General features: G+C 36.1%; 33 protein-coding genes. 11 read left to right on the top strand and 22 right to left on the bottom strand.

Going from position 1 to position 26,618, the window contains the following annotated elements:
• Positions 1–78: 78 nt before the first annotated feature.
• The gene (locus MKX37_RS19255) at positions 79–366 is read right to left on the bottom strand and encodes a YlaN family protein (RefSeq protein ID WP_000135698.1); all 288 of its coding nucleotides are present in this window, start codon (positions 364–366) and stop codon (positions 79–81) included.
• 150 nt (positions 367–516) lie between these two features.
• Between MKX37_RS19255 and MKX37_RS19260 the strand changes: the two genes are divergently transcribed.
• Complete coding sequence (locus MKX37_RS19260) at positions 517–1,014, top strand: hypothetical protein (RefSeq protein ID WP_002014789.1); 498 nt, start codon at positions 517–519, stop codon at positions 1,012–1,014.
• A 49-nt stretch (positions 1,015–1,063) separates the two neighbouring features.
• Here MKX37_RS19260 and MKX37_RS19265 read toward each other — a convergent pair whose 3' ends face one another.
• Positions 1,064–2,392, bottom strand: a complete 1,329-nt coding sequence (locus MKX37_RS19265) for a PhoH family protein (RefSeq protein ID WP_002088317.1) — start codon at positions 2,390–2,392, stop codon at positions 1,064–1,066.
• A gap of 246 nt (positions 2,393–2,638) precedes the next feature.
• Positions 2,639–3,094, bottom strand: coding sequence for a pyridoxamine 5'-phosphate oxidase family protein (locus tag MKX37_RS19270; protein WP_002014791.1), 456 nt, complete (start codon positions 3,092–3,094; stop codon positions 2,639–2,641).
• Between the two features lie 145 nt (positions 3,095–3,239).
• Between MKX37_RS19270 and MKX37_RS19275 the strand changes: the two genes are divergently transcribed.
• Positions 3,240–3,440 (top strand): YlaI family protein, encoded by a 201-nt coding sequence (locus MKX37_RS19275; protein WP_002094429.1) that lies wholly within the window; start codon positions 3,240–3,242, stop codon positions 3,438–3,440.
• Between the two features lie 35 nt (positions 3,441–3,475).
• On the opposite strand, the gene MKX37_RS19280 is transcribed toward MKX37_RS19275, so the two are convergent.
• From MKX37_RS19280 to typA, 3 genes are all read right to left on the bottom strand, one after another.
• Positions 3,476–3,751 carry a hypothetical protein gene (locus MKX37_RS19280; RefSeq protein WP_002014793.1) on the bottom strand — a complete coding sequence of 92 codons (276 nt, stop codon included), beginning with the start codon at positions 3,749–3,751 and terminating at the stop codon, positions 3,476–3,478.
• Between the two features lie 17 nt (positions 3,752–3,768).
• Positions 3,769–4,071, bottom strand: a complete 303-nt coding sequence (locus MKX37_RS19285; protein ID WP_002014795.1) for a YlaH-like family protein — start codon at positions 4,069–4,071, stop codon at positions 3,769–3,771.
• 160 nt (positions 4,072–4,231) lie between these two features.
• Positions 4,232–6,076 carry a translational GTPase TypA gene (gene typA, locus MKX37_RS19290; protein ID WP_002014867.1) on the bottom strand — a complete coding sequence of 615 codons (1,845 nt, stop codon included), beginning with the start codon at positions 6,074–6,076 and terminating at the stop codon, positions 4,232–4,234.
• 140 nt (positions 6,077–6,216) lie between these two features.
• Between typA and MKX37_RS19295 the strand changes: the two genes are divergently transcribed.
• Positions 6,217–6,396: a DUF5325 family protein gene (locus MKX37_RS19295; RefSeq protein WP_000400127.1), complete on the top strand. Its 180-nt coding sequence runs from the start codon at positions 6,217–6,219 to the stop codon at positions 6,394–6,396.
• Between the two features lie 43 nt (positions 6,397–6,439).
• Here MKX37_RS19295 and MKX37_RS19300 read toward each other — a convergent pair whose 3' ends face one another.
• Positions 6,440–7,231, bottom strand: coding sequence for an inositol monophosphatase family protein (locus MKX37_RS19300; protein ID WP_002033721.1), 792 nt, complete (start codon positions 7,229–7,231; stop codon positions 6,440–6,442).
• 88 nt (positions 7,232–7,319) lie between these two features.
• Positions 7,320–7,508: a hypothetical protein gene (locus MKX37_RS19305; RefSeq protein WP_002121995.1), complete on the bottom strand. Its 189-nt coding sequence runs from the start codon at positions 7,506–7,508 to the stop codon at positions 7,320–7,322.
• Between the two features lie 205 nt (positions 7,509–7,713).
• On the opposite strand from MKX37_RS19305, the gene MKX37_RS19310 reads away from it, so the two are divergent.
• A complete protein-coding gene (locus MKX37_RS19310) occupies positions 7,714–8,340 on the top strand; it encodes a YktB family protein (RefSeq protein ID WP_002014864.1) in 627 nt (208 codons plus the stop codon).
• An 80-nt stretch (positions 8,341–8,420) separates the two neighbouring features.
• On the opposite strand, the gene MKX37_RS19315 is transcribed toward MKX37_RS19310, so the two are convergent.
• Complete coding sequence (locus MKX37_RS19315; RefSeq protein ID WP_002014862.1) at positions 8,421–8,690, bottom strand: UPF0223 family protein; 270 nt, start codon at positions 8,688–8,690, stop codon at positions 8,421–8,423.
• A 383-nt stretch (positions 8,691–9,073) separates the two neighbouring features.
• Between MKX37_RS19315 and speA the strand changes: the two genes are divergently transcribed.
• Together speA and MKX37_RS19325 are read left to right on the top strand one after the other, a co-directional pair.
• A complete protein-coding gene (speA, locus tag MKX37_RS19320; RefSeq protein ID WP_002128878.1) occupies positions 9,074–10,546 on the top strand; it encodes an arginine decarboxylase in 1,473 nt (490 codons plus the stop codon).
• Positions 10,547–11,164: 618 nt separating this feature from the next.
• Positions 11,165–11,995 carry a protein-glutamine gamma-glutamyltransferase gene (locus MKX37_RS19325; protein WP_002066931.1) on the top strand — a complete coding sequence of 277 codons (831 nt, stop codon included), beginning with the start codon at positions 11,165–11,167 and terminating at the stop codon, positions 11,993–11,995.
• 37 nt (positions 11,996–12,032) lie between these two features.
• Here the strand turns inward: MKX37_RS19325 and MKX37_RS19330 are convergent, their stop codons facing one another.
• From MKX37_RS19330 to MKX37_RS19345, 4 genes are all read right to left on the bottom strand, one after another.
• On the bottom strand, positions 12,033–12,161 hold the full coding sequence (locus MKX37_RS19330) for a GapA-binding peptide SR1P (protein ID WP_000536785.1): 129 nt from the start codon (positions 12,159–12,161) through the stop codon (positions 12,033–12,035).
• A 44-nt stretch (positions 12,162–12,205) separates the two neighbouring features.
• Entirely contained in the window at positions 12,206–12,334 is a 129-nt protein-coding gene (locus MKX37_RS19335; RefSeq protein WP_002033839.1) for a GapA-binding peptide SR1P, read from the bottom strand.
• A gap of 59 nt (positions 12,335–12,393) precedes the next feature.
• Positions 12,394–12,522 (bottom strand): GapA-binding peptide SR1P, encoded by a 129-nt coding sequence (locus MKX37_RS19340; RefSeq protein WP_000536778.1) that lies wholly within the window; start codon positions 12,520–12,522, stop codon positions 12,394–12,396.
• Between the two features lie 195 nt (positions 12,523–12,717).
• Entirely contained in the window at positions 12,718–13,014 is a 297-nt protein-coding gene (locus MKX37_RS19345) for a DUF3055 domain-containing protein (protein ID WP_000462037.1), read from the bottom strand.
• Between the two features lie 134 nt (positions 13,015–13,148).
• Between MKX37_RS19345 and MKX37_RS19350 the strand changes: the two genes are divergently transcribed.
• The gene (locus MKX37_RS19350) at positions 13,149–13,541 is read left to right on the top strand and encodes a DUF1885 family protein (protein ID WP_002128879.1); all 393 of its coding nucleotides are present in this window, start codon (positions 13,149–13,151) and stop codon (positions 13,539–13,541) included.
• A gap of 1 nt (position 13,542) precedes the next feature.
• Here the strand turns inward: MKX37_RS19350 and MKX37_RS19355 are convergent, their stop codons facing one another.
• The 5 genes from MKX37_RS19355 to pdhA form a co-directional block, all read right to left on the bottom strand.
• Entirely contained in the window at positions 13,543–13,770 is a 228-nt protein-coding gene (locus tag MKX37_RS19355) for a hypothetical protein (RefSeq protein ID WP_002088334.1), read from the bottom strand.
• Between the two features lie 212 nt (positions 13,771–13,982).
• Positions 13,983–15,395 carry a dihydrolipoyl dehydrogenase gene (lpdA, locus tag MKX37_RS19360; protein WP_002014851.1) on the bottom strand — a complete coding sequence of 471 codons (1,413 nt, stop codon included), beginning with the start codon at positions 15,393–15,395 and terminating at the stop codon, positions 13,983–13,985.
• Between the two features lie 5 nt (positions 15,396–15,400).
• Positions 15,401–16,693 (bottom strand): pyruvate dehydrogenase complex dihydrolipoyllysine-residue acetyltransferase, encoded by a 1,293-nt coding sequence (gene pdhC / locus MKX37_RS19365; protein WP_002033838.1) that lies wholly within the window; start codon positions 16,691–16,693, stop codon positions 15,401–15,403.
• 93 nt (positions 16,694–16,786) lie between these two features.
• Entirely contained in the window at positions 16,787–17,764 is a 978-nt protein-coding gene (pdhB, locus tag MKX37_RS19370; protein ID WP_000068162.1) for a pyruvate dehydrogenase complex E1 component subunit beta, read from the bottom strand.
• A gap of 3 nt (positions 17,765–17,767) precedes the next feature.
• A complete protein-coding gene (gene pdhA / locus MKX37_RS19375; RefSeq protein WP_000536893.1) occupies positions 17,768–18,883 on the bottom strand; it encodes a pyruvate dehydrogenase E1 component subunit alpha in 1,116 nt (371 codons plus the stop codon).
• A gap of 513 nt (positions 18,884–19,396) precedes the next feature.
• On the opposite strand from pdhA, the gene MKX37_RS19380 reads away from it, so the two are divergent.
• Together MKX37_RS19380 and def are read left to right on the top strand one after the other, a co-directional pair.
• Positions 19,397–19,546: a YjcZ family sporulation protein gene (locus MKX37_RS19380; RefSeq protein WP_002014847.1), complete on the top strand. Its 150-nt coding sequence runs from the start codon at positions 19,397–19,399 to the stop codon at positions 19,544–19,546.
• A gap of 167 nt (positions 19,547–19,713) precedes the next feature.
• Positions 19,714–20,268, top strand: a complete 555-nt coding sequence (def, locus tag MKX37_RS19385; protein WP_002014846.1) for a peptide deformylase — start codon at positions 19,714–19,716, stop codon at positions 20,266–20,268.
• Positions 20,269–20,330: 62 nt separating this feature from the next.
• On the opposite strand, the gene MKX37_RS19390 is transcribed toward def, so the two are convergent.
• A complete protein-coding gene (locus MKX37_RS19390) occupies positions 20,331–21,104 on the bottom strand; it encodes a Cof-type HAD-IIB family hydrolase (RefSeq protein WP_002014845.1) in 774 nt (257 codons plus the stop codon).
• A gap of 548 nt (positions 21,105–21,652) precedes the next feature.
• Between MKX37_RS19390 and MKX37_RS19395 the strand changes: the two genes are divergently transcribed.
• Positions 21,653–21,865 (top strand): DNA-dependent RNA polymerase subunit epsilon, encoded by a 213-nt coding sequence (locus MKX37_RS19395; RefSeq protein WP_000576436.1) that lies wholly within the window; start codon positions 21,653–21,655, stop codon positions 21,863–21,865.
• Between the two features lie 4 nt (positions 21,866–21,869).
• Positions 21,870–23,537, top strand: a complete 1,668-nt coding sequence (rnjA, locus tag MKX37_RS19400) for a ribonuclease J1 (protein ID WP_002033834.1) — start codon at positions 21,870–21,872, stop codon at positions 23,535–23,537.
• A 38-nt stretch (positions 23,538–23,575) separates the two neighbouring features.
• Here the strand turns inward: rnjA and MKX37_RS19405 are convergent, their stop codons facing one another.
• The 3 genes from MKX37_RS19405 to MKX37_RS19415 all read right to left on the bottom strand — a co-directional run bounded on the left by MKX37_RS19405 (position 23,576) and on the right by MKX37_RS19415 (position 26,595).
• Complete coding sequence (locus MKX37_RS19405) at positions 23,576–24,241, bottom strand: potassium channel family protein (RefSeq protein ID WP_000504033.1); 666 nt, start codon at positions 24,239–24,241, stop codon at positions 23,576–23,578.
• An 83-nt stretch (positions 24,242–24,324) separates the two neighbouring features.
• Positions 24,325–25,191: a hypothetical protein gene (locus tag MKX37_RS19410; RefSeq protein ID WP_002014843.1), complete on the bottom strand. Its 867-nt coding sequence runs from the start codon at positions 25,189–25,191 to the stop codon at positions 24,325–24,327.
• 273 nt (positions 25,192–25,464) lie between these two features.
• Complete coding sequence (locus MKX37_RS19415; RefSeq protein WP_002033831.1) at positions 25,465–26,595, bottom strand: N-acetyldiaminopimelate deacetylase; 1,131 nt, start codon at positions 26,593–26,595, stop codon at positions 25,465–25,467.
• Positions 26,596–26,618: the final 23 nt, after the last annotated feature.

Consider the following 26,618-nt stretch of genomic DNA (forward strand, 5'->3'; position numbering starts at 1 on the left):
GTATATAGGTTCTTCCTTCTTTATTATACAAATAAAAAGCCCAAACTATTTCAGTTTGAGCCCCCTTATTTGAACCCGTTATTGTTGTTTGTTTGTAAATGCTTCATGAAGTGCAGACAACTCACGTTCGAGCTCTCCTAACATTGCTTTCCCTTGTTCTTCTGCAATAAGACCAAGGCGAACCGCAAAATCGACCTCGCGGGATAGTCCAAACATTTGTGTGTCTAAAACTTCTTCATATAATGGACATTGCGGCATTGTAAGATTGTCCATTTGTACCTTAATAAGTCTTAAAATCTTCTCTGCATCCGCTTGTAGAAGGGCTAGTGCCTTTTCCTGATGATTTGATACTGTCTCAGACGCCAAATTGATTCCCTCCGTTTCCGTCCTACTCTCTCATATCTATTAATATTAGCGATAGTTTTAATAAATTGCAATAGAAACATTTTTTGTGACAACAGTGTCTAATACTATTATACTGAAAAGTGGGAGTATAACACAAATGGGGGAACAACAATGAGCGAAATTTTATTTATTAATGGAAAAGTTCGTTTTCCAATCACTATCGATCCAACTGTATGGATTTTCGATGATCGAAAAATAGATTTGACAACCTACTTTGATGAAACTAGAGAAGAATCATCCGAATTAGAAACATACTTAAAACATACTTCAGAGCATTGGGATCGCGAAATCCGTGATGGTGCTGCCTTCCCGCCAATACAACAAAGTGTAAAGAAATATAAAAAAGAACAGCTTATTAACGGGACCTTTGGCATACCACTTCATCCATTTCTAAAAAATGCTGAAATTTTAGAAGATGCTACTCATGTCGAAATTGAAACCACAGACAATACAATTACACTTCCGTTAGAAACAGCCCATAAAGCTATTCTCGGTTTTTCAAAAGAAGGTAAACCATTACGAGAAGACGGGCCTGTTCATCTATATTTCCATGATGGATCTAATAGACAAAATCCGATTCGTAACATCCGTAAATTTACAATCATTTAAATTGTATAATTAAAAGGCAAAAAAGGAGTGAGCTTAAGCTCACTCCTTTTTATAATAAATCCGCTGCTAGTTGTGCTAAATTAGAACGCTCTCCTTTAACAAACTTTACATGACCACTAATACGTTGTTCTTTAAACTTCTCTACAACATATGTTAAACCGTTATTATATTCATCTAAATACGGGTGATCAATTTGCTGAGGATCCCCCATTAATACAATCTTACTTTTTTCGCCTACCCTTGTTAGTATCGTCTTTACTTCATGCTTCGTTAAATTTTGTGCCTCGTCAATTATAATGAACTGGTCTGGAATACTTCTCCCGCGTATATAGGTAAGCGCTTCTACTTCAATCGAACCCATTCCAGCTAAAATAGCATCTAGCTCCCCAGGCTTTTTCGTATTGAATAAATACTCTAGATTATCAAAAATCGGCTGCATCCACGGTCTTAATTTTTCCTCTTTCTCTCCTGGTAAATAGCCTATATCTTTCCCTACCGGTACAATTGGTCTCGCGACAAGTAGTTTTTTATATAACCCTAAATCTTCCGTTTGCATTAGTCCCGAAGCTAATGCAAGTAACGTTTTTCCTGTACCGGCTTTCCCTGTTAACGTTACAAGTGGAATATCTTCCCGAAGTAGCAATTCTAATCCCATAATTTGCTGCACGTTTCGTGGGCGTATCCCCCACACTTGTTCATTGTGAAAAATAAGTTTTTTTACCTTCTTACCTAAATGATCCACAATCCCAAGTGCAGAACTAGAACCCCCTAGTGCATCTTTCATTACAACAAACTGATTTGGATAAAAAGGATGATTTGCGATTTCAGATAAAGGTAGTTCACCTTTTTCATAAAAATAATCTAACTGTTCTTTTGATATATACCCTTCTAAAAATCCTGAATATATATTTTCCACTTCGATTACTCGGTCACTTAAATAATCTTCGGCCTGCAATCCGATTGCATCAGCTTTTACCCTTACGAGTACATCTTTACTTACTAAAATAACTGATTTCCCGTCCTCTTTTTCTTGTTCTTCTAAAGAGAGGTTTTTCGCTACCGCTAAAATTCGATTATCATTTGTTTTTTCTACAAAAATATCTTGCAGTTGAACAAATGAGCGATGATTTAATTCAATACGAAATGTACCGCCGTTTTCTAACGGAATACTTTCATGCAGCTTTCCTATTTCGCGAAATTTGTCGATTAACTTAGATACATAGCGAGCATTTCGTCCTACTTCATCCATATAACGTTTTTTCGAATCAACCTCTTCTAATACAACTGCTGGAATCACTACTTCATTTGTTGCAAATGAAAAAATAGATAAAGGATCCTGCAAAAGTACATTCGTATCTAACACATAAATTTTATCCAACCTGTTACCCCCTGACTCCACTTTTAAATTTGTAGAACAAGGGTTTCATCCATAAAATATGGACGAACCATTGTTATAATTATATGTACCGTAAAAACGAGGTAGAATCGAAATTCATAGAAATTAAACCTTTTCTTTATTTTTTATTCATTTCTATTCAATATATTACTTTTTATTATAATTTTTCACATTAAATCACAATACTCACTTGTAAAAGTTTATGAACGATGTTCCTATTCATCTTCTTTATAATTCTTTCATTCCTACTAATACTTGGTTATCAAGCTTTTTAGCTGCTCGAAGATCATATGTTTTTTCATATGTTGGTTCAGTAGCAAGTTTCGCACCATAAAACATAACATCACGAACTTCTTGTACATTCACTTCTACTACCGTTAATTTTAGAGGAATCCCTTCCATTCTATCTGTTAAAATTTCACTTTCACCACTTATGGAAAATACGGATTCATTCGCCATTATAGTCAATACAACCCCTGCACTATGCCGTATATTCCCCACAATACGTGAGCGTTGATCTACCGCAAATCGAATACTAGTTTCACTCACTGCATATACCCAAGAAATAGCACTTACGTTAGGAATTTGTTTTTCGAAATCTGTTGTTGCTATCATAACGATACACTCTTTACGCAAAGATTGTACTAAATCACCTGTCAATGTAGGCTCAACTACATTCGCCATATTTCCACCTCCAAATATTATTTATATATCCTTATCATAACCTATTTTTCGAATTGCGAAAATATTATTTTTTCCCGCTATTATTCAAAAACATTATGCTTCCATGATATACTTATACTGATAGAATTCGTATTGAGGTGACGAAATGAGAGTCAGATGTATGATTTGTGATAAAAAAGATATGTTAGATGACGAAAATCCTATGGCAAAAAAACTGCGTAATCGCCCTATTCATACATATATGTGCATGGAATGTACGGAACGAATTGCAGAGCGTACTATGGAACGCCATGCGAGTGGTAATTTCCGATTATATCGTGATAAAAAAGTAGAAGACGATTGGTAAACCGGAAATAAGTCCTTAATCATATAGATAAGGACTTATTTGTATTTTTCTGGTTCACGATTCATCTGATCCAAAAAACAATCAATGGCTTCTACCGGAAATCTTGCACACCTTATTTCTCCATCAATTTCATATGTAATCAAATACATTTCCTCGTTCTTTTCAACTTCTACATTTCGTAATTTATGCTCTTCATATATCATATTTTGAAATAATACATACGTTTCTTGTGCAGCTCTATCATCTGGACGTGCTTCCGCAACCGTTTTAATTGTTAACCAATTATATAATGCATCTTGTACTGAGCGCATGAAAGCCCCTCCTTTTTTCACCCTGTTTTTTGTTGTTTAGCTTGACGTAAACGCAGTCTATAAATTCCAAGTACAATTGCCGCTACAACGAGCCCCTCTCCAACGGGTAAAAAAACTGCAAAAAAAGTTAATACCGTGCATCCAATTGCTAAAGAAATATATATCACTATATTTTTTAGTACCGATAGCTTCCTTGCAAATCCTAAATTATATACAAGTGCACTTAATAAAATTATTGTTCCATAAAGTAACCACATCCCTAACTCTGGATTTTCATCAACTTTACAAAGTTTCGCGAAAAATGACATTCTTTCTAACACTATCTTTCACCCCTTCTCATGAAACAAATTCTCTTTATGTACTTAATACAAGAGTAACTCGCAAAAAAAATACTGTCTACAAAAAAGAGTAAATATTCTAAAAAAATAAACATAAAACAAAAAAACAGCTACCTTTATAAAAGGTAGCTGTTCTATTATTTTATGCTTCAACAGATTTCTTTTTCTTAGCAGCTCTTTCGCGCTCACTCTTATCAAGAATCTTTTTACGTAGACGAATTGATTCTGGAGTTACTTCACAGAACTCGTCATCGTTTAAGTACTCTAATGACTCTTCTAAAGTCATTAGGCGTGGTTTTTTCATTGTTGAAGTTTGATCTTTCGTCGCAGAACGAATGTTAGTTTGTTGTTTCATTTTTACAACGTTAACTGTTAAATCATTCTCACGTGTATGTTCTCCAACGATCATACCAGCATATACTTCTGTACCTGGTTCAACGAAGATTACACCACGGTCTTCAACTTGCATAATACCGTATTGTGATGCTTTTCCTGCTTCAAGTGAAACTAGAACACCTTGACGACGTCCACCCACTTGTCCAGCATGTACTGGTTGGTAGCAATCAAATGTGTGGTTTAAAATACCATAACCACGAGTTAATGTTAGGAATTCTGTTGTGTAACCAATTAACCCACGTGCTGGAACCATGAAAGTAAGGCGAACTTGACCGTTTCCGTTATTCACCATATCTAACATTTCACCTTTACGTGCGCCCATTGATTCCATAATAGAACCAGTGTATTCTTCAGGAACATCGATTTGTACGCGCTCTACAGGCTCACTTCTTACGCCATCGACATCTTTAATAATTACTTCAGGCTTAGATACTTGTAGTTCATAACCTTCACGACGCATGTTTTCAATTAAGATTGATAAATGTAACTCTCCGCGTCCAGATACGATCCATGCATCAGGAGAATCTGTATTATCTACACGTAAACTTACATCTGTCTCTAATTGTGAACGAAGACGCTCTTCAATTTTACGAGAAGTAATGAATTTACCTTCACGACCTGCAAATGGGCTGTTATTTACAAGGAATGTCATTTGTAATGTTGGCTCATCAATACGTAATAATGGTAAAGCCTCTTCATGCTCAACCGGACATACCGTTTCACCTACGTTAATGTCTTCCATACCTGAAACAGCTACTAAATCTCCAGCTTTTGCTTCTTCAATTTCTTGACGTTTTAATCCAATGTAACCAAATAATTTAGTTACACGGAATTGTTTTACACTTCCGTCAACTTTCATTAATGCAACTTGTTGTCCTACTTTCATTGTACCGCGGAATACGCGTCCAACCCCAATACGACCAACATAGTCATTGTAATCAAGAAGTGCTACTTGGAATTGAAGTGGCTCTTCGCTGTTATCAATTGGTGCTGGAATATGTTCAATGATTGTGTCAAACAATGATTTCATATTCTCTTCTTGATTTGCTGGATTTGAATCTAAGCTTGCTGTTCCGTTCATTGCTGATGCAAATACAACTGGGAACTCTAATTGATCTTCGTTTGCACCAAGTTCGATGAATAAGTCAACTACTTCATCAACTACTTCATCAGGGCGAGCGAAGTCACGGTCAATTTTGTTTACAACAACGATTGGAGTTAAGTTTTGCTCAAGAGCTTTCTTTAAAACAAATCGTGTTTGTGGCATACAACCTTCATATGCATCAACTACAAGTAGAACACCATCAACCATTTTCATGATACGTTCTACTTCTCCACCGAAGTCAGCGTGACCAGGTGTATCTAAAATGTTAATTCTTTTATCTTCATAGTGAATCGCAGTATTCTTCGCTAAAATTGTAATACCACGTTCTCTTTCTAGATCATTTGAGTCCATTGCGCGTTCTTCAATATGTTCATTCGCACGGAACGTCCCCGCTTGACGTAATAACTGGTCAACAAGTGTTGTTTTACCATGGTCAACGTGGGCAATAATTGCTATATTTCGTAAATCTTGTCGTTTTTTCAACATGTCCAACTCCTAATGTCTTTTTAATCCTTCTCTATTATAAGAGCGAAGGGGATACAATGGCAATCAAAATAAAATCAAGAATGAAAATATAGTTGTATTCTTACTTTTGTGAAAGTAAAATAAGATTGGAGGGTGAAGAAATGGAACACATTCAATATCGCTTTTTATTAACAGCAATTATCGGTGTTATCTTCTTAATTGGTATCGGAATTATGATTGCTGAAAATAGTCCCATCGGCATTATTATTTGCATTATCGGCACATTTGTTACAGTTGGATACGGTTTTGTAACAAAAAGAAAAATGCGTAAATCGCAATAACATTAAAAAGTAAGAAGCTTCTTTATGCCTCTTACTTTTTTCATTATTGCGATACAAATGGTAATAATTCTTCGTATACTCCTGGTTTTGCAACTAACACACTGCTTTTCTCTACAATAGAAAGAGGCGTTCCCAAGAACGTTGTCACTTTACCGCCAACTTCCTCTACAATAATCTGTCCCCCGCCAAAGTCCCATGGCGATAAGCGCGGTGTTACATATGCGTCTAATCTTCCCGTGGCAACATATACCATTTCTAACGCTGCACAACCATATGACCTCGTACCTCTCGCCTTCTTAACGAGCATCATCATTTTTTCCATATTAAGCAATGGATTATCAGTAAGCCATATCGCATTCAAAGCTATAACTCCATGCTCTACCGTTCCTTTTTCCAACATGGGAATAGCTAAATCATTGCAAAAAGCCCCTTCTCCCTTTACCGCATGATATAGTTCGTCATGAACTGGATCATAAATAAGACCAATCTTTCCGATACCGTTCTCATAAATCCCGATTGAGATTGCGAAATTTCTTTTTTGATGAACAAAGTTCATCGTGCCATCAATTGGATCAATTAACCAAACAACCCCATTAGAAGAGGTAATCTCATCTCCATAGCCTTCTTCTCCTAAAATGTTATGAGCCGGGAATGTTTCTTTAATTTTCCCAATTAAAAACTGCTCCGTTTCTCGGTCCATATTTGTTACTAGATCAGCTGCATTTGACTTTGTTTCTATAATAAGTGTTTTTTTCAGTGACGCCATTAATTGTTCTCCGGCTTCTCGAATCCACTGTTTCGCGTGTGTATCGATGTCTTTCCATACTTCTTGCATGTTTAAACACTCCGATCTATACTGTTCACAGAAAAAACGAACCCTTTATAAGGTTCGCACCAACTAATTATTTATACATATACTATTATTACGCTTCTAAACGGATCATTTCAAGTCTTAACACTTCTAATTTTTGTACGCACTCTTCTTTTTTCTGTTTGTCGTTATCCATCATCGCATCATATAAAGTTGCTAATTCATAATCTAGCTCCAAACGTAGCACCGGAATTCTCTTTTCAGCATCTGTTCTCTTTAACGCATTAATCACCTGTCTCATTTTTTTGCCTCCTCCCAATATTCGTCTGCCCTCGGACTAGAATTGATTCAATTTTCTGATTTTTTGTTTTATACTATACTATGTTGGATAAATCATCTATGCAACAAAATTATATTTTTTTATTTAAATTTTTTTGTGATGTTTTTTTTATGAATAGTACAAGCTATGCTAAAATTAAAACAAAATAGGAGTTGGAGGAACAATCATGACACTACAAACATTCACATCAACTGATTTTGAAGTCTTTACTGTTGATGGTCTTGAAGAACGAATGAGCGCAATTAAAACGAATATTCATCCTAAGCTAGAAGCTTTAGGGGAACAATTTGCAGAATATTTATCACAACAAACTGATGAAAACTTTTTCTACCATGTAGCAAAACATGCACGCCGCAAAGTCAATCCACCAAACGATACTTGGGTTGCTTTTTCAACAAATAAACGTGGATATAAAATGTTACCACACTTTCAAATTGGTTTATGGGGTACTCACGCCTTCATATACTTTGGTTTAATCTATGAGTGTCCACAAAAAGTGGAGACGGCTCACGCCTTCTTAGAACATTTAAATGATTTAAAAACAAATATTCCAAATGACTTCGTTTGGTCCATTGACCATACTAAACCAGGTGTAAAACTACATAAAACGCTTGAAACGGAAGACTTACAAAAGATGATTGAACGTTTAGCTACTGTGAAAAAAGCAGAGTTATTAGTCGGTATTCATATATCACCAGAGGAGTTTTCAGCAATGACCAACGAACAATTCCTTGCTAAGATTGAATCTACGATGCAACCACTCCTTCCTTTATATGCACTTTGTAATCGATAGTAGAAAACGGACAATTTATATTGTCCGTTTTTAGTTGTTATCACATTATAGCACTTTGCATTTTAATTTTCAAAATATTTTTACATTTTCACAATCTTTTTTTCCGCTACTTCTTTTGCTCTTTGAATCGTACGATATATAGAATATCCACTTACTTCTTGAAATTCTTTATCAATTTTTTTCTCCGCTGCCTTCGATGGCACAATCTCTTTAAAACGACGATATAATTCCATCAAATCTTCTCTCAAAACTCCTTTTTCATATACCTTTTCAATCGCTTCATAAAACTTTACAACTGCTACCATTTCTTCATTTGACCAATTGTAATCAAGTGGATATTGATATTCCATTTTTGCACCTCATTCAGTATTCTTTCTTTTTCCATTATGCTACCTTTAAGACAACCTTTTATTCTTCACTATAGCCACTCTGCATTATACACCATTTATCCATTTCAATGGAATTGTCTTCCTCTTTGCAGTATTTAAAATATAACTATTAAACATACTCACCTTGAAAATGCGATTTTTCTATACATCTATAATTATTGGTGATATAATGCTTTTGTTTTATAGAGAATAAAGTGAGACTACCATCCCCAAAAAGGCTTTTGCGAATGGCAGAAAAACAAGTCAAGTTCTAAAAGTTTGTCATCTTAATTTCCTTTTAGAATGAGATGAAATCATATAAAACAAACTCTAATAAATATTACGAAGAAGAAGGGGTGTATAGATTGTCCCAATACGAAACACCATTGTTTACCGCTTTAGTTGAGCACAGTAAGCGAAATCCAGTTCAATTCCATATTCCTGGTCATAAAAAAGGACAGGGCATGGATCCTACATTTCGCGAATTTATTGGGCATAATGCATTAGCAATTGATTTAATTAATATTGCGCCGCTCGATGATTTACATCATCCAAAAGGTATGATTAAAGAAGCACAGGATTTAGCAGCCGCTGCTTTCGGTGCAGATCATACGTTCTTTTCTATTCAAGGTACAAGTGGTGCAATTATGACAATGGTGATGAGCGTGTGCGGTCCTGGGGATAAAATCCTCGTGCCACGGAATGTGCATAAATCAGTAATGTCAGCTATTATTTTCTCAGGTGCAAAACCAATTTTCATGCATCCTGAGATTGATCCGAAGCTCGGTATTTCACATGGGATCACAATTCAATCTGTCAAAAAGGCTCTTGAAGAGCACTCAGATGCGAAAGGCTTACTTGTTATAAATCCAACATATTTTGGGTTTGCTGCAGATTTAGAGCAGATTGTAGAATTAGCTCATTCTTACGATATTCCTGTACTTGTTGATGAGGCTCACGGTGTTCATATCCATTTTCATGATGAACTACCAATATCAGCTATGCAAGCAGGTGCAGATATGGCAGCAACAAGTGTTCACAAATTAGGTGGGTCTTTAACCCAAAGCTCTATTCTTAATGTAAAAGAAGGTCTTGTGAACGTAAAGCATGTCCAATCCATTATTAGCATGCTTACGACTACATCAACTTCTTACATTTTGTTAGCATCCCTTGATGTTGCTAGAAAACGTCTTGCTACAGAAGGAACAGCTCTCATAGAACAAACAATACAATTAGCTGAGCATGTTCGTGATGCTATTAATGCTATTGAGCATCTTTATTGTCCCGGAAAAGAAATGCTAGGAACAGATGCTACTTTTAACTATGATCCTACAAAGATAATTGTATCTGTAAAAGATTTAGGTATTACAGGCCATCAGGCTGAAGTATGGCTTAGAGAACATTACAACATTGAAGTAGAACTCTCTGATTTATATAACATACTTTGTCTTATCACATTTGGAGATACAGAAAGTGAAACAGATACACTTATTACAGCATTACAAGATTTAGCAGCAACATATAGAAATAGAGCAGACAAAGGTGTTCAAGTACAAGTAGAAATACCAGAAATACCTGTGCTAGCACTTTCTCCTAGAGATGCTTTTTATTCAGAAACAGAAGTCATTCCATTTGAAAACGCAGCAGGTCGTATTATAGCTGATTTTGTTATGGTTTATCCGCCAGGGATTCCAATCTTTACTCCGGGGGAAATTATTACACAAGATAACTTAGAGTATATTCTTAAAAATTTAGAAGCTGGGTTACCTGTACAAGGTCCTGAAGATATGACATTACAAACATTACGTGTTATTAAAGAGTACAAGCCTATCAGTTGATAGGCTTTTCTTTCACCTTTTTTCTCTTTTTTTCATACGATACTAAAGAATTTGACATTCCCACCCTAATGGGGCAAGCTGACTAACATCAGTGGGATTCTTGCTACCTAAGGCGAAGTCCATTTCTGGTATCGCTGACGTGCAAGATTGCGGTGTGCCATCACCACTCTCACAACAGACCGTATAGGTTCGTGAGCTACGGTACTTATACCATACCGTACAGATTCGTGTTCAGGTGTTTTAGCGTCTTGTTCTTGACGACACATATCATTTTACCGATAGCTTGAATTCGGCTATCGAACTCCCTATGCTATCTTTTTTCAAAGAACACATTGGCGTTTTAAAGACTTGTACTTGTCTGTAGTTAAAGTCTACCAAAATATAAAGTGAAACTTTAATCAGTGGGGTTTTGTTCATCCCCACTGATTATTAGCCTTCACCAATCGGGCGTTTACGGGTAGCAGGGCTCCAGCCGAATTTTGAGGTGGAATTCTTACTGCCCGCAAATAGCGGGATAAATGTTTTTCTATGAAAAAGCGATACTTTCATCCTATGTCTAAAGTCCAATATAGGATTTCCCGTATCGCGAAATCTGTAACGTATAGGGGGGATACCATTATGATTGTGATAGGCCGTTCTATTGTACACCCTTATATCACAAATGAATATGAGCCATTTGCAGCTGAAAAACAACAGATTTTATCCATAATGGCGGGAAATCAAGAAGTTTATTCCTTCCGAACAGCCGATGAACTCAGCTTTGATCTTAATTTACGAGTTAATATTATTACTTCCGCGCTAGAACTTTTTCAAAGTGGATTTCAGTTTCGTACGTTTCAACAATCTTTTTGCAATCCTCAGTTTTGGGAAAGAACATCACTTGGCGGATTTCAACTACTTCCAAACATAGCCCCTTCCATTGCCATCCAAGATATTTTTAAAAACGGAAAACTATATGGAACTGAATGTGCCACCGCAATGATTATCATTTTTTACAAAGCATTACTATCATTATATGAGGAAAAAACTTTCAACCGTCTATTCGCAAACCTCTTACTTTATACATGGGACTACGATCGCGACTTAAAGCTCATAACAAAAACGAGTGGCGATATCGTTCCAGGTGACCTCGTTTACTTTAAAAACCCACAAGTTAATCCAGCTACGATTGAGTGGCAAGGAGAAAATACAATCTATCTAGGAAACTTCTTTTTTTACGGACATGGCGTAGGCGTAAAAACGAAAGAGGAAATTATTTATTCATTAAATGAACGAAGGATCCCTTATGCTTTTATTTCAGCTTATTTAACCGATTTTATTACTCGTATTGATAGCCGTATGATGAGTCAATATGCCCCTCCTAACACGCCACAAACATCAATTGGATTTATTCCTATTAGAGATGATGCAATTGTTGCAACAGTCGGACATACAACTACAATCTATTAAAAAAACGCCTACATGTGTAGGCGTTTTTTCTTAATTATTAAGCTTTTGTATGTTCTTTATGGTCACATTCGCAATGAGATCCACATTTCCCATAAAGTACTGTTGATTTTTCATCTTCAAAATGTGCGATTGTTCCTTCACAAACTTGGCATACGATTGTTCCCATCTTCATTTCCCCCTGATTTTTAAGAATAATCTACTTATATATGATTAAGCTTTCGCATTGTCTCTACTAGCACAGTCACAATTGGAACCACATTTCCCATAAAGTACTGTCGTTTTCTCATCCTCAAAATGTCCGATTGTTCCTTCGCAAACTTGACATACGATTGTTCCCATTTTTCATTTCCCCCTAAGTTTATGGTCCTAAAAACTTTTAGCTGTCAATTTCCTATCAATTATTGGGCTTTTGTATGTTCTGTGTGATCACATCCGCAAGATCCACATTTCCCGTAAAGTACCGTTACTTTCTCATCCTCGAAGTGTGCAATTGTACCTTCACAATCTTGACATACGATTGTTCCCATTTTTCATTTCCCCCTAAGTTTATAATCCCAAAAACTTTTGTAACCGCTTAACTTTCTGTCTTCATTTTAATATGTTATACTTTTTACGTCAATAGGTTTTTAGTATAACACATTAAATATTTTAAAATTAAATTAGTATGCGATATTAACACAAAAAAACAGCCATATCTCATACGTACGACTGTTTCTTGTTAATTATTCTTCATACTCCGCATGCAAAGAAGTAGACGGAACAAGAAATTTAAAAAATTGAGCTAACTCCTCCGCCTCCTCTTCCGATCCTAACTTAAAAGTTTCCTGTATATATGGAACATTTTCTACATCATCTCTCCCAAGCAAAGTAGATCTCCCTGTTTGCATACAAACAATAAGTGGCTTTCCAAAAAACATATTTGTATAAATAACTCCAAAATCATAACGTGTATCATGCGTCATAAATCCTAAAAATCGTACCTTCACACTTTCATGCTCATCATACAATTTTTCAAACATGAGTTTCCACCTTTCTAAATAACACTTCCTACTCATTAATATATTAAACAAAAAAAGTAATACTCCTTTTAATTGTCAAAAAATTCAGTAGGATGTAGAATGATATTATTCTACTAAGCTAAGGGGGAATTTGTATGCAACACGCCTTTATCACACTTGTACCAAAATCCAATCAACAATCTGTTTCAATAGAAGATGTTAAACACCTTTTTCATAACTATAAAACCGTTACTTCCAAGACTGGTAATCAAATTAATTATGCTTATACAAATACAGCTTTTCCTTATGAAATATTAGATACATCAGCAACAACATTAAAACTCCAATCGAGTCACGATCGATATGATTCTATTTATGTTGGGATTGGAATAGAAAAGGAACAATCTTTTATTCAGGTTTCTTTGCCTACTACAGCAACATTTGGTGATAAAGGAAAAGCAAATGAATTTAGCCGTTTTCTAGCGAAGAAATTAGAAGGAGAGTTACAACTATTTAATGGAAGAACAATGTATTTCTATAAACGTTAATTTAAAAAATAGAGAATATGATTAAAAAAAGTATGCAATTTGAACACGTAAGGAATAATGCCTGCTTTCTTACGTGTAATACAAAACATGCAATCACATATGCCAAATAAAGAAATACGAAAAAGAGAATTACTTTATAATGAAACTTATCACCATTCGATAATGTTAATACAATGGAAAAACCACTCCATAATAGAAAATGATAAAATATAACATGTAATATTCTCATGGAACCTTCTCCTTTGACATGCTCTATTTTATTAATATATGGGATTAAGTTTGAATCAATTACATATTATATAACGGCATATATGCTAACGGTTCATTTAAAGTATTATATATTCATTCGACAAGTACATATAAAGACCTTGCAAGTCATTTTATGAAAATAAAAATACCCCATCTCTTTAAATAAGAGATGGGGTATTTACATTACTTAAATTATTTTACAATGTGAATTGGCATTCCAAGAGCAACTTCAGCTGCTTCCATTGTGATTTCACCTAATGTTGGGTGAGCATGGATTGTTTGAGCGATATCTTCAGCTGTCATTCCAGCTTCGATAGCTAAACCAATCTCAGAGATAATATCAGAAGCACCTGCACCTGCAACTTGCGCGCCTACAAGAAGACCATCTTCTTTACGCGTTACAAGTTGTAAGAAACCGTCAGTGCTGTTTAATGATAACGCACGACCGTTTGCAGCGAATGGGAACTTAGATACAGCTACTGTCATTCCTGCTTCTTCAGCTTGTTTCTTAGTGTAACCAACAGATGCTAATTCTGGATCAGTGAAGCATACTGCAGGAATTCCGATGTAATCGATTGCTGATGCATGGCCACTAATTACTTCAACAGCTACTTTACCTTCGTAAGAAGCTTTGTGAGCTAATGGTGGTCCAGGAACGATATCACCGATTGCATAGATGTTTGAAATATTTGTACGGCATTGCTCATCAATTTCGATAATGCCACGGTCAGTCATTTTAATTCCAACTTGCTCAAGACCGATTTCTTGAGTGTTTGGACGACGACCTACAGTTACTAATACGTAATCTGCTTCTACAGTTTGGATTTCACCGTTAACTTCAAAGCTAACTTTTACGCCAGTTTCTGTTTCTTCAACGCCTTTAGCCATAGCTTTTGTATGGATATTTACGTTACCTTTTTTCTGTAGAGCACGTTTAACAACAGAGCTCATAGCTTTTTCGAAACCAGCTAAGATTTCGTCGCCAGCTTCTACTACAGTAACTTCTGTACCGAAGTTAGCATATGCAGTACCTAATTCCATACCGATGTAACCGCCGCCGATTACAACAAGTTTTTTAGGAATTTCAGGTAAGCTTAAAGCGCCTGTAGAGTTGATAACACGTTTAGAGTATTTGAATCCTGGAATTTCGATTGGTGTAGAACCAGTTGCAAGAACAGCATTTTTAAACGTATAAGTTTGTGCTGCATCTTCAGTCATTACGCGTAATGTGTTAGCATCTACGAAGTAAGCTTCACCGCGAATGATTTCAACTTTGTTACCTTTAAGAAGGCCTTCAACACCGCCAGTTAATTTCTTAACTACGCCGTTTTTCCATTCTTGAACTTTTGTAAAGTCAACTTTTACGTTCTCTGCAGTGATACCCATGTCATCAGAATGCATTGCATTCTCATAACGATGACCTGCATTGATTAACGCTTTTGAAGGAATACATCCAACGTTTAAGCATACGCCACCAAGGTTAGATTTTTCAATAATCGCTACCTTTTGACCTAATTGTGCTGCACGAATTGCCGCAACGTATCCACCAGGACCTGCACCAACAACGACTGTATCTAATTCAATTGGGAAATCTCCTACTACCATTGTTATTACGCCTCCATTACTAATAATTGTGGGTCATTCAATAGACGTTTAATTTGGTTTAATGCTTTTTGAGCAGTTGCGCCGTCAATTAAACGATGGTCAAAGCTTAGAGATAATGCTAATACTGGAGCTGCAACGATTTCACCGTTTTTCACAACTGGTTTCTCAGCGATACGGCCGATACCAAGGATTGCTACTTCTGGGTGATTGATAACTGGAGTGAACCATTGTCCACCTGCAGAACCAATGTTTGTAATTGTGCAAGAAGCACCTTTCATTTCAGTTGGAGCTAAACGACCATCACGTGCTTTACCAGCAAGTTCATTGATCTCGTTAGAAATAGTAAAGATAGATTTACGATCTGTATCTTTAACAACTGGTACTAATAGACCTTTGTCTGTATCAGCTGCGATACCGATGTTGAAGTAATGTTTATGAACGATTTCTTGAGAAGCATCGTCTAAAGCAGTATTCAACATTGGGAATTCACGTAATGCAGATGTTAAAGCTTTTACAACGTATGGAAGGTAAGTTAATTTAATACCTTTGTCAGCTGCAACAGCTTTGAACTTCTTACGGTGAGCAACAAGTTCTGTTACATCTACTTCATCCATTAATGTTACGTGAGGAGCTGTATGCTTAGAGTTAACCATTGCTTTCGCAATCGCTTTACGGATACCACTCATTTTCTCACGAGTTTCTGGATATTCACCAGCTGGGATTGGTTGTGCTTTTGGTGCTTCTTCTTTCGCTGCTGCTGCTGGAGTAGCTTCTACTGCTGCTGGAGCCTCAGTTGCTGCTACAGTTTGTCCACCATTTGCAAATGCATCGATGTCAGTTTTCACAACACGGCCGTTCTTACCAGAACCAGCTACTTTATGAATATCTACACCTTTTTCACGAGCATATTTACGAACAGATGGCATAGCGATTACACGCTCATTTACTACTTCTGCAGTTGCTGCTGGAGTAGTTTCCGCTGCTGGCGCTTCTACTGCTGCTTCTTCAGCTTTTGGAGCTTCATCATGATCGTCACCTTTAAATTTAAGGTTTTCGTATCCAGGAGCATCAAATTTAATTAATGTATCTCCTACAATTGCAACTGTTCCTTCTTCTACAAGTACTTCAAGTACTTTACCTTTAACAGGAGAAGGGATTTCTACTACTGCTTTATCATTTTGTACTTCAAGAAGTACATCATCTTCATTTACTTCATCGCCTGGTTTAATAAACCATTTTACGATTTCACCTTCGTGGATACCTTCACCGATATCTGGTAGTTTAAATTCAAATGCCACGGAATTCAGCCCCCTGATTCATTTCATTATTATGGAATATGTACAAAAGAAACCAGCATGTGCTGATTTCTTTTGCACATGAAAAACTAAAAATTAGAAGTTCATTACTTTGTTAACAGCTTCAACAATATCTTTATGGTTTGGTAACCATACGCTCTCAGCTTGAGAGAATGGGAATACTGTATCAGCAGCTGCAACACGTACAACTGGAGCTTCTAAGTTTAAGATTGCACGGTCGTTAATTTCCGCTACAACGTTAGCTGCAATACCAGCTTGTTTTTGAGCTTCTTGAACTACAACTACGCGGCCTGTTTTTTCAACAGAAGCGATGATTGTTTCGATATCTAATGGTTGAACTGTACGTAAGTCAACAACCTCTAAAGAGATACCTTCTTTTTCAAGTTCTTCAGCAGCTTTTAATGCAGCATGAACCATAGCACCATAAGCGATAACAGATACATCTGTACCTTCACGTTTGATGTCAGCTTTGCCTAAATCAATTGTGTAATCACCTTCTGGTACATCTTGACGGAATGAACGGTACAATTTCATATGCTCTAAGTAGATAACTGGATCGTTGTCACGAATCGCAGAGATTAAAAGACCTTTTGCATCGTATGGAGTAGATGGAATAACAACTTTTAGACCAGGTTGTTGTGCCACTAATCCTTCTAAGCTATCAGCATGTAGTTCAGGAGTATGAACACCACCACCGAATGGAGAACGAATTGTTACTGGAGCAGTCCAACGTCCACCAGAACGGTAACGCATACGAGCTAATTGACCAGAAACTGAATCCATTACTTCATAAATGAAACCGAAGAATTGGATTTCCGGAACTGGACGGAAGCCTTCAAGTGCAAGTCCAACTGCAAGTCCACCAATACCAGACTCTGCAAGTGGAGTATCCATTACACGATCTTCACCGAATTCAGCTTGTAAACCTTCAGTAGCACGGAATACTCCGCCGTTTACACCAACGTCTTCACCAAACACAAGTACGTTAGGATCATTTTTCATTTCAACGCGTAAAGCATCAGTGATTGCTTGAATCATTGTCATTTGAGCCATGGCTTACTTCGACTCCTTTTCTTTGTAAATTTCATATTGTTCAGCTAAGTTGTAAGGCATTTTTTCGTACATGATTTCCATTAAATCAGTAACTTTTTGTTTTGGAGCTTGGTCAGCCTTAGCAATTGCTTGTTTGATATCTTCTTTTGCTTCTTCGATAACTTTCTCTTCAACTTCTTGAGACCATAGGCCTTTGTTTTCTAAGAATGCACGGAAGCGTACGATTGGATCTTTTTGTTCCCATTCGTTTTCGATATCTTTTGTACGGTAACGAGTTGGGTCATCACCAGCCATTGTATGTGGACCATAACGGAATGTTAAAGTCTCGATTAAAGTAGGACCTTCGCCATTTACTGCGCGCTCACGAGCGAAAGCAGTTGCTGCGTATACAGCTAATGGATCCATACCGTCTACTTGAATTCCGTAAATACCTGCTGCTACTGCTTTTTGTGCTACAGTTTTAGCTGCAGATTGCTTTTCTACTGGAGTAGAGATTGCATAACGGTTGTTTTGTACAACGAAGATTGCTGGAGCTTTGAATGCACCCGCAAAGTTCATACCTTCGTAGAAGTCACCTTGTGAAGCACCACCGTCACCAGTGTAAGTAATTGCAACAGATTTTTTACCACGTAATTTCATACCTAACGCAACACCAGCAGTTTGGATGATTTGCGCACCGATAATGATTTGTGGAGCAAGTGCATTTACATTCTCAGGCATTTGGTTACCCATGAAATGTCCACGAGAGAATAAGAATGCTTGGTATAATGGTAGACCGTGCCACACTAATTGTGGAACGTCACGATATCCTGGTAAGATGAAATCTTCTGCTTCAAGTGCGAAATGACTTGCTAATTGAGAAGCCTCTTGTCCAGCAGTTGGTGCGTAGAAACCTAAACGTCCTTGACGGTTTAAAGAAATAGAACGTTGATCTAGTACGCGAGTATACACCATACGGCGCATTAATTCTTTTAATTGATCATCAGATAATTCAGGCATAGCTGCTTCATTCACAACTTCGCCTTTTTCATTTAAAATTTGTAATGTTTCAAATTGAGCTGCGATAGCTTTCATTTGCTCATCAACATTAAATAGGGTCTTTTTTGTTTTAGTACCCATTCCGTTCACCTCTTCCTCTCTTGAACCATATTCTGAAACGCTTTCACTATCTATTAGCTAGACTGAAAGCGCAACAATGTAAACCAACAAATTTGTTTGTCGGTTGAGAATAATTTTGTGTACCTAACAATCTGTACTAATGTTTTTTCAAAAACATATTAATACAATCTTGATCACGTTTTTTAGTTTACAACTATTCTAATTACGATGTCAATTACTTTGAATACGTTTTTTTATAAATAATATGCCGGTTTCCTCTACACAAACGTGTTTTTATTTTTCACATCTGTATTAGTAAGCAATAACCTGCTGTTATATTATTCCCTTTTTAACTTATTTTTTCTCTTAGAATAATATGTAAACGATTTAATTCTCCTTAGTTTTTCTCTCTTCTCAAGAAAATTATACAAACACTTCTTCCTTTTATAGGTAAATACCTATACATTTCTGATCATTCCTCCATACATTATAGTAACCGCAGTATTAGCGGGAAATGATAAAGGAGGTCATCTCATGTACGGATACTCATATTGCTATCCAACAACTTGTTCATATCCTTCCTACGGTTATGGCGGTTCTTGTGGCGGATCTGGAAGCGGTTTCGCCTTAATCGTTGTGTTGTTTATCCTTTTAATTATCGTTGGTGCTGCTTGCATTCGCTAATTAATGTAAAATGAAACAACTATGGAAAGAAACAGACGGCTTTGCCGTCTTTTCTTTTTATTACATAACTTATCTGTAGAAGATTTGTTTCCAAGTAGCTCTTCCTTACTTGCCGATGACTTTTTTTATCTCCTTTGGTAGACTAAAGGAGAAAGGAGAGATTACATATGCTTACAATGAATGAGGTAATTCGTGAAGGAAATCCTATTTTGCGCGACGTCGCAGAAGAGGTCTCCTTACCTGCTAGCGAGGAAGATACAAATACTCTTAAAGAAATGATTGAATTTGTAATAAATAGCCAGGACCCTGAAATGGCTGAAAAATATAATTTACGCCCCGGAATCGGATTAGCGGCTCCGCAAATCGGTATTTCAAAGAAAATGATTGCGGTTCATGTAACTGATACGAACGATACGTTATATAGCTACGCATTATTTAACCCAAAAATCATTAGTCATTCTGTTGAACGTACATATTTACAAAATGGTGAAGGCTGTCTATCTGTAGACCGTGAAGTACCTGGTTATGTCCCTCGTTACACGAGAATTACAGTAAAGGCAACAACGATTAACGGTGAAGACGTAAAACTGCGATTAAAAGGTTTACCAGCAATTGTATTCCAACATGAAATCGACCATTTAAACGGAGTTATGTTCTATGACCATATTAATAAAGACAATCCATTTGTGGCTCCCGATGATTCAAAACCTCTCGAGCGATAATAGTAAAAAGGCGGAAGTTAATCTTCCGCCTTTTTATTATATGAAATGGGTTCCACACTTACTTATAACAAGCCAGCCCACTTTAATCCGTGATAAATACCGTCTTCATTAACATCTTTTGTCACATAATTAGCAAGTTTTTTCAAATCCTCATGACCATTCCCCATCACAATGCCCGTTCCTACTGCTTCAATCATTTCTAAATCATTTAATCCGTCCCCAAATGCATATACTTGTTCACGATTAAATCCTATTTTCTCAATAAACTTCTCAATCCCTTTTGCCTTAGAACCACCATTAGGGATAATATCCATTGAATATGCATGCCAGCGTATAAAATGAAAATCTGGATAATGATGAATAAACTTTTCTTCTTCGTTTACTTCACAAAAAAGAAGCGTTTGATAAATATCGCGTTTCTCATAAAAATCAGGTTCATATGCCGGATGCTCGAATTGTAAGCTTCCAAAACCTTCTTTTACATAATCATGATATTCCACTGACGCTCTCATTTCTTGATGGTCAAGATATACAAGTGGATATCCTTCTTGTTTTGCAAACTGAGTAAACTTATGTAGAGCATCAGGATGTAATGGATTATTAAATAATACCTCATCCTCAAATACAACATACTGCCCGTTAAAACTAACATAATTATGTATATTGAGTTCCTCACGAATATCTTCAAACATAAATGGCGCACGCCCTGTTGCAATCGCTACATGCACACCTTTTTCTTGTAAATCTCTTACTGCATCTCTTGTAGATTGCGGAATTTTCTTATCATGATCTAATAATGTTCCATCAATATCAAAAAAGACAATTTTATCATTCATTTGTCAAAATCCTTTCTGGCACTCTATATTCCTATTTTGATTATCACTTTTCAAATTTCAAAAAAAAGTATAACATATTAAACATCTGTGAAGAAAGCGTTCACTTTCTGACCTTATTTATGAAATGTGCATATACTATTAGTGAAAAAATGTGGATACTTGTTCGGATGAATTTTCTTTTCTATTCTTCCTCATACTATATCTATAACTAACGGCTACTAATCGTTACTACAAGATAACTTACACTATACTAAAAAGAACAAGATTCACTATTCACTTCTAATCTTCTTTCTTGTATGGGAGACAGAGTTATCATTAGTAATATGCATGTTTTAAATAAGGAAAGGAAGGAGTAATCATGCTGAAGAAGCTGAAGAAAAAGCTCAAGCGTTATTTAAACGATTTAGTCCGTAAGAAGACAATCGCTTAAATTGTGCCCATTTCGGGCTTTTTCTTCATTCTCATTCGAAAAAACATGAAAATCGTGACTGTTTGCTTTATAATAAGTAACAGATAATGCAAAACATAGACAAGGAGAGGTTTTCCCAATGATTTTTAAAGTATTTTATCAAGAAAAATTAACTGAGGTCCCAGTACGTGAAAATACAAAAGTTTTATATTTAGAGGCTACGTCTCAAAAGGATGTTCGTAAAAAATTAAATAAGTTCGCATATAATATCGAGTTCGTTCAGTCTGTTACTGGTGCTCATCTTGAATATGAAAAACAAAACGCTGATTTAATATTAGCGGAGATCGTATAGTCATATGAAATTCCTAAAAAATGATCAAGCTGCCGTTTTTGCACTCGGTGGTCTTGGTGAAATCGGTAAAAATACATATGCTGTTCAATTTCAAGATGAAATTATTATAATTGATGCTGGAATTAAATTTCCAGAAGACGAACTCCTCGGGATCGATTATGTAATACCAGATTACACTTATTTTGTGCGAAACGAAGATAAAATTAAAGGGTTATTCATTACACATGGTCACGAAGATCATATCGGTGGAATTCCTTATCTATTACGTCAAGTAAACATTCCAATTTACGGTGGAAAATTAGCAATTGCCCTAATAAAAAACAAATTAGAAGAGCACGGATTACTTCGTAAAGCAAAACTTTATGAAATTCAAGAAGATGATGTTATTAAATTTAAAAAGACATCTGTTTCCTTCTTCCGTACAACTCACAGTATTCCGGATTCATACGGAGTTGTTGTGAAAACACCTCAAGGACAAGTCGTTCATACAGGTGATTTCAAATTTGATTTCACACCAGTAGGTGAGCCAGCAGATTTAACAAAAATGGCCGAAATCGGAAAAGACGGTGTACTTTGTCTCTTATCTGATAGTACAAACAGTGAAGTGCCAAACTTTACGATGTCTGAGCGCCGCGTTGGTGATAGTATTCAAGATATATTCCGCAAAGTAGACGGTCGTATTATATTCGCAACCTTTGCATCGAATATCCATCGCTTACAACAAGTTGTTGAGGCTGCTGTTGAAAACAATCGTAAAGTAGCTGTATTCGGTCGAAGTATGGAAGCGGCTATTGAAATCGGACAAAACCTTGGTTATATCCGGTGTCCAAAGGATACATTCATAGACACAGCTCAGCTAAACCGCCTACCAGCTAATAAAGTTGTTATGTTATGTACAGGTAGTCAAGGGGAACCGATGGCAGCACTTTCACGTATTGCCAATGGTACACATCGTCAAATTCAAATTATCCCTGGCGATACAGTTGTTTTCTCTTCTTCACCAATCCCAGGCAATACAATTAGTGTAAGTCGTACAATTAACATGTTGTACCGCGCTGGTGCTGATGTAATCCATGGTAAACTCTCAAATATTCATACGAGTGGACACGGTGGACAAGAAGAACAAAAGTTAATGCTACGTCTTATTAAGCCGAAATATTTCATGCCAATTCATGGTGAATATCGTATGCAACGTATGCATATGAAATTAGCGAATGATTGTGGTATTCCAGAAGAAAATTGTTTCATTATGGATAATGGAGATGTTCTTGCTTTACGTTCTGATGAAGCAAGCGTAGCTGGGAAAATCCCATCTGGCTCTGTCTATATCGATGGAAATGGTATTGGAGATATCGGTAATATCGTATTACGTGATCGTCGCATTCTTTCTGAAGAAGGACTTGTTATTGTAGTTGTAAGCATTGATATGAAAGAATTTAAAGTTGCAGCAGGACCTGATATCATCTCGCGTGGTTTCGTTTATATGCGTGAAAGCAGCGATTTAATCAACGATGCTCAAACATTAATTACAACACATTTAGAAAAAGTAATGGAGCGAAAAACAACACAATGGTCTGAAATTAAAAATGAGATTACAGACACATTAGCACCATTCCTATACGAAAAAACGAAACGTCGTCCAATGATTTTACCAATCATTATGGAAATATAAGAAAAAGGACAATGCCTCCTCGGCATTGTCCTTTTCTCTTATCTTAAAAAATGCTTAAAACGATCTACTTCATCGTCATGACCAATTACAATTAATATATCTCCCGCCTGAACATTTTCTGTAGCTCGAGGAGATACGATAACTTCTTTTCCACGTTTAATTGCTACAATGTTCAAACCAAACTTCGCACGAATATCTAATTCAATTAAAGAGTGCCCATCAATTTTTTTATTTGCGATAATCTCTACAATACTATGCTCATCTGAAAGCTCTAGATAATCTAACACATTACTTGATGCGATATTATTAGCAATCCTTTTTCCCATATCTCGTTCTGGATGCACAATATGATCTGCCCCTATTTTACTTAACACTTTTTCATGATAGTCATTTTGAGCTTTTACAGTAATATTTTTCACACCTAATTCTTTCAAAATTAACGTTGTTAAAATACTTGAATTCAAATTATCTCCAATAGCAACGACTACATGATCAAAATTACGAATACCAAGACTTTTTAATACCATCTCATCTGTTGAATCTGCAATTACAGCATGCGAAGCTATATTTGCAAACTCATTAATTTTATCCTCATCTGAGTCAATTGCCATTACTTCCATACCTAATTGAGCTAATTCACGGCAAATACTTCCACCAAAACGGCCAAGCCCAATAACAGCAAATTCTTTCTCTTTTTCGCCCACAGGAATTCCTCCAATAACATCAAATACTATGTACTTTTATTGTAACATACTTTAAATTCGCTACAAAAACCTGTATATACTTCTTATTTTTGTTTTTGCATATAAAAATACTGTTGTAAATAAAACGCGATACCGAAAATTAACATACCAAATACAAATATATTTCCAAATGAACTAAATGTTTCAAAAACGAACAATAGCGTTTCTTGTCCGAAAAAAGCAAATAACAGTTGTGTAAATGCGAATAACAGTGCCAATATGTAATGATGTTGATGGAATAAATAATGTGTTGCGCCTAAAAAAGCTACAAGCGAAACAATGAAGATCCACCAAGTTTCTAAAAACAATTGCCAATTAGTAAATTGATATCCATTTACTAATATCGCAATAATTCCTATAACTGCCATCGTCGGCACACTCCATAATAATGCACGCCCTCTAAAGAAGTGCGCACCTTTTGCATCTCCTTTTTCATTTGCGATGTATGTTAGCACGACAGTACTTATATACAAAACAGAGAGGATTGTTAAAACAATGATAAGCCAAAAATGTAATTGATAATATTCATGTTCTATATTCGTCACAATTGCAGCTAACATACATGGAATAAACATCCCTGTCCAACCATCTATTTTCCTTTCGTTCCAAAACACCGTATTACCAATCCGAATTCCTAATAGCATAAAAATAATGATACCTAGTACAAATAACGTAGTCTTATTCCCTACTAAACTCGTTGAGAAAGCAATTAATCCAATAAATAAAAAAAGAACAAATCCATTCATAATTTCTAGTACAGGTGACAAATATCTTTTCACCCATTTGTATGTTTCTTCATATTCACTATTATTTGCTAAACGATAGGCGTAAAAACTTATCCCAAAATAAACCGCCGCAATAATAACATATGCATATAAGACGAAACATAAAATCGCACTGCTAATTTGCACGTAATTCCCCACCCTTTTTTCTATGTATCACATTGATTTTACACACTTTTCATACTAAAAGTAAACATATATAGGGTAGTTAAATAATTATCTTCCCTATTAGCAATAATTAATAATGAGCAGTGGCTAAAAACCCCCTGCTCATTATTAAGACGTCAAATTTAACTTTACTCATTTGTATGAAGATGTCTAACACTAACGAATACGAAAGATGTTTTCGTCTCTGAACTAAGAAGTCCCCACTCTAAACTATTGCACAATTAGCGAGTAAGTTCACTTTCTATTTCCCTTCCACTTCACATATTGATTTAAAAATACAATTGCTTTCTCAATAACCTCTTCGTCTGGTTTTAATTTCGCATGATGTAAACCATATTCTGAATTTACTCCAAGCCAAAACATAAATCCAGGTATCTCTCGAAGCATATAACCAAAGTCTTCACCTGTCATTGCCTCCGTACACGTAATTACGTCCATAGTCGTTTGTTCACGTGTAAATTGCATAAACTCTCTCGTTAGCTCCTCATGGTTATACACTTGATGATACATCGCTCCGTAGTCAATAACAGCTTCACATTGAAAAGAAGCTTCTATTCCCGCAACAATTGCCTCAATTCGGCTTTTAACACGTTTCATTGATTCCACTGATAGCGTTCGAATTGTTCCTTCTAAACGAGACTTTTCTGCGATAATGTTTTGAACTGTACCACCTGTAATTTTCCCAATTGTAATTACCGCACTGTCAAGAGGGTTCACATTACGACTAATAACTGATTGAAGTTGTGTAACGAGATGACTCGCTGCAACAATCATATCATTTGCTGTATGCGGATATGCAGCATGTCCACCTTTTCCTTTTAAATCAACGTATAGCTCTGATGTATTCGCAAATAATAAACCTTCTTTTGTCGCGATTGTTCCCACAGAGTATTCAGGCGCAATATGAAGTCCAAGAATCATATTAGGCTTCCATTCTTTTAACTCATCGCTTTCTAACATAGGAAGTGCACCACCTGGACCTTCTTCAGCTGGTTGGAATATAAACACAAGATCATCATCTATTCTTTCGCTTACAGCCGCTGTTAGAAGTCCTAAACCGATTGTTGCATGCAAATCATGTCCACATGCATGCATCATTCCTTCATGGACAGAAGAGAATTCATATCCAGTTTCCTCTGTAATTGGTAGACCGTCTATATCTGCACGATAACCTATTATTTTTTCTGGATTTTTTCCATTTACTTTAACAATTACACCTGTTTTCCATGTTTTCACTTCCAAATATTCATTAGGAAGCGTTCCTATATAATCTAAAATATACTGTTGTGTTTTCCACTCTTTAAATCCAATCTCCGGAATTTTATGTAAATCTCTACGAACTTGGACAAATTTGCTTACTGTCATTTTTGCACCTCTATCTATAAAAA

Source organism: Bacillus sp. FSL R5-0709 (genome assembly GCF_038004785.1).
Lineage (GTDB): Bacteria > Bacillota > Bacilli > Bacillales > Bacillaceae_G > Bacillus_A > Bacillus_A mycoides.

Bases quoted from the DNA above. Each gene is read 5' to 3' on its own strand.
- MKX37_RS19260 (WP_002014789.1), top strand. From the start codon at position 517: ATGAGCGAAATTTTATTTATTAATGGAAAAGTTCGTTTTCCAATCACT.
- MKX37_RS19270 (WP_002014791.1), bottom strand. From the start codon at position 3,094: ATGGCGAATGTAGTTGAGCCTACATTGACAGGTGATTTAGTACAATCT.
- MKX37_RS19275 (WP_002094429.1), top strand. From the start codon at position 3,240: ATGAGAGTCAGATGTATGATTTGTGATAAAAAAGATATGTTAGATGAC.
- MKX37_RS19280 (WP_002014793.1), bottom strand. From the start codon at position 3,751: ATGCGCTCAGTACAAGATGCATTATATAATTGGTTAACAATTAAAACG.
- typA (WP_002014867.1), bottom strand. From the start codon at position 6,076: ATGTTGAAAAAACGACAAGATTTACGAAATATAGCAATTATTGCCCAC.
- MKX37_RS19295 (WP_000400127.1), top strand. From the start codon at position 6,217: ATGGAACACATTCAATATCGCTTTTTATTAACAGCAATTATCGGTGTT.
- MKX37_RS19300 (WP_002033721.1), bottom strand. From the start codon at position 7,231: ATGCAAGAAGTATGGAAAGACATCGATACACACGCGAAACAGTGGATT.
- MKX37_RS19305 (WP_002121995.1), bottom strand. From the start codon at position 7,508: ATGAGACAGGTGATTAATGCGTTAAAGAGAACAGATGCTGAAAAGAGA.
- MKX37_RS19310 (WP_002014864.1), top strand. From the start codon at position 7,714: ATGACACTACAAACATTCACATCAACTGATTTTGAAGTCTTTACTGTT.
- MKX37_RS19315 (WP_002014862.1), bottom strand. From the start codon at position 8,690: ATGGAATATCAATATCCACTTGATTACAATTGGTCAAATGAAGAAATG.
- MKX37_RS19325 (WP_002066931.1), top strand. From the start codon at position 11,165: ATGATTGTGATAGGCCGTTCTATTGTACACCCTTATATCACAAATGAA.
- MKX37_RS19330 (WP_000536785.1), bottom strand. From the start codon at position 12,161: ATGGGAACAATCGTATGCCAAGTTTGTGAAGGAACAATCGCACATTTT.
- MKX37_RS19335 (WP_002033839.1), bottom strand. From the start codon at position 12,334: ATGGGAACAATCGTATGTCAAGTTTGCGAAGGAACAATCGGACATTTT.
- MKX37_RS19340 (WP_000536778.1), bottom strand. From the start codon at position 12,522: ATGGGAACAATCGTATGTCAAGATTGTGAAGGTACAATTGCACACTTC.
- MKX37_RS19345 (WP_000462037.1), bottom strand. From the start codon at position 13,014: ATGTTTGAAAAATTGTATGATGAGCATGAAAGTGTGAAGGTACGATTT.
- MKX37_RS19350 (WP_002128879.1), top strand. From the start codon at position 13,149: ATGCAACACGCCTTTATCACACTTGTACCAAAATCCAATCAACAATCT.
- MKX37_RS19355 (WP_002088334.1), bottom strand. From the start codon at position 13,770: ATGAGAATATTACATGTTATATTTTATCATTTTCTATTATGGAGTGGT.
- lpdA (WP_002014851.1), bottom strand. From the start codon at position 15,395: ATGGTAGTAGGAGATTTCCCAATTGAATTAGATACAGTCGTTGTTGGT.
- pdhB (WP_000068162.1), bottom strand. From the start codon at position 17,764: ATGGCTCAAATGACAATGATTCAAGCAATCACTGATGCTTTACGCGTT.
- pdhA (WP_000536893.1), bottom strand. From the start codon at position 18,883: ATGGGTACTAAAACAAAAAAGACCCTATTTAATGTTGATGAGCAAATG.
- MKX37_RS19380 (WP_002014847.1), top strand. From the start codon at position 19,397: ATGTACGGATACTCATATTGCTATCCAACAACTTGTTCATATCCTTCC.
- def (WP_002014846.1), top strand. From the start codon at position 19,714: ATGCTTACAATGAATGAGGTAATTCGTGAAGGAAATCCTATTTTGCGC.
- MKX37_RS19390 (WP_002014845.1), bottom strand. From the start codon at position 21,104: ATGAATGATAAAATTGTCTTTTTTGATATTGATGGAACATTATTAGAT.
- MKX37_RS19395 (WP_000576436.1), top strand. From the start codon at position 21,653: ATGATTTTTAAAGTATTTTATCAAGAAAAATTAACTGAGGTCCCAGTA.
- rnjA (WP_002033834.1), top strand. From the start codon at position 21,870: ATGAAATTCCTAAAAAATGATCAAGCTGCCGTTTTTGCACTCGGTGGT.
- MKX37_RS19415 (WP_002033831.1), bottom strand. From the start codon at position 26,595: ATGACAGTAAGCAAATTTGTCCAAGTTCGTAGAGATTTACATAAAATT.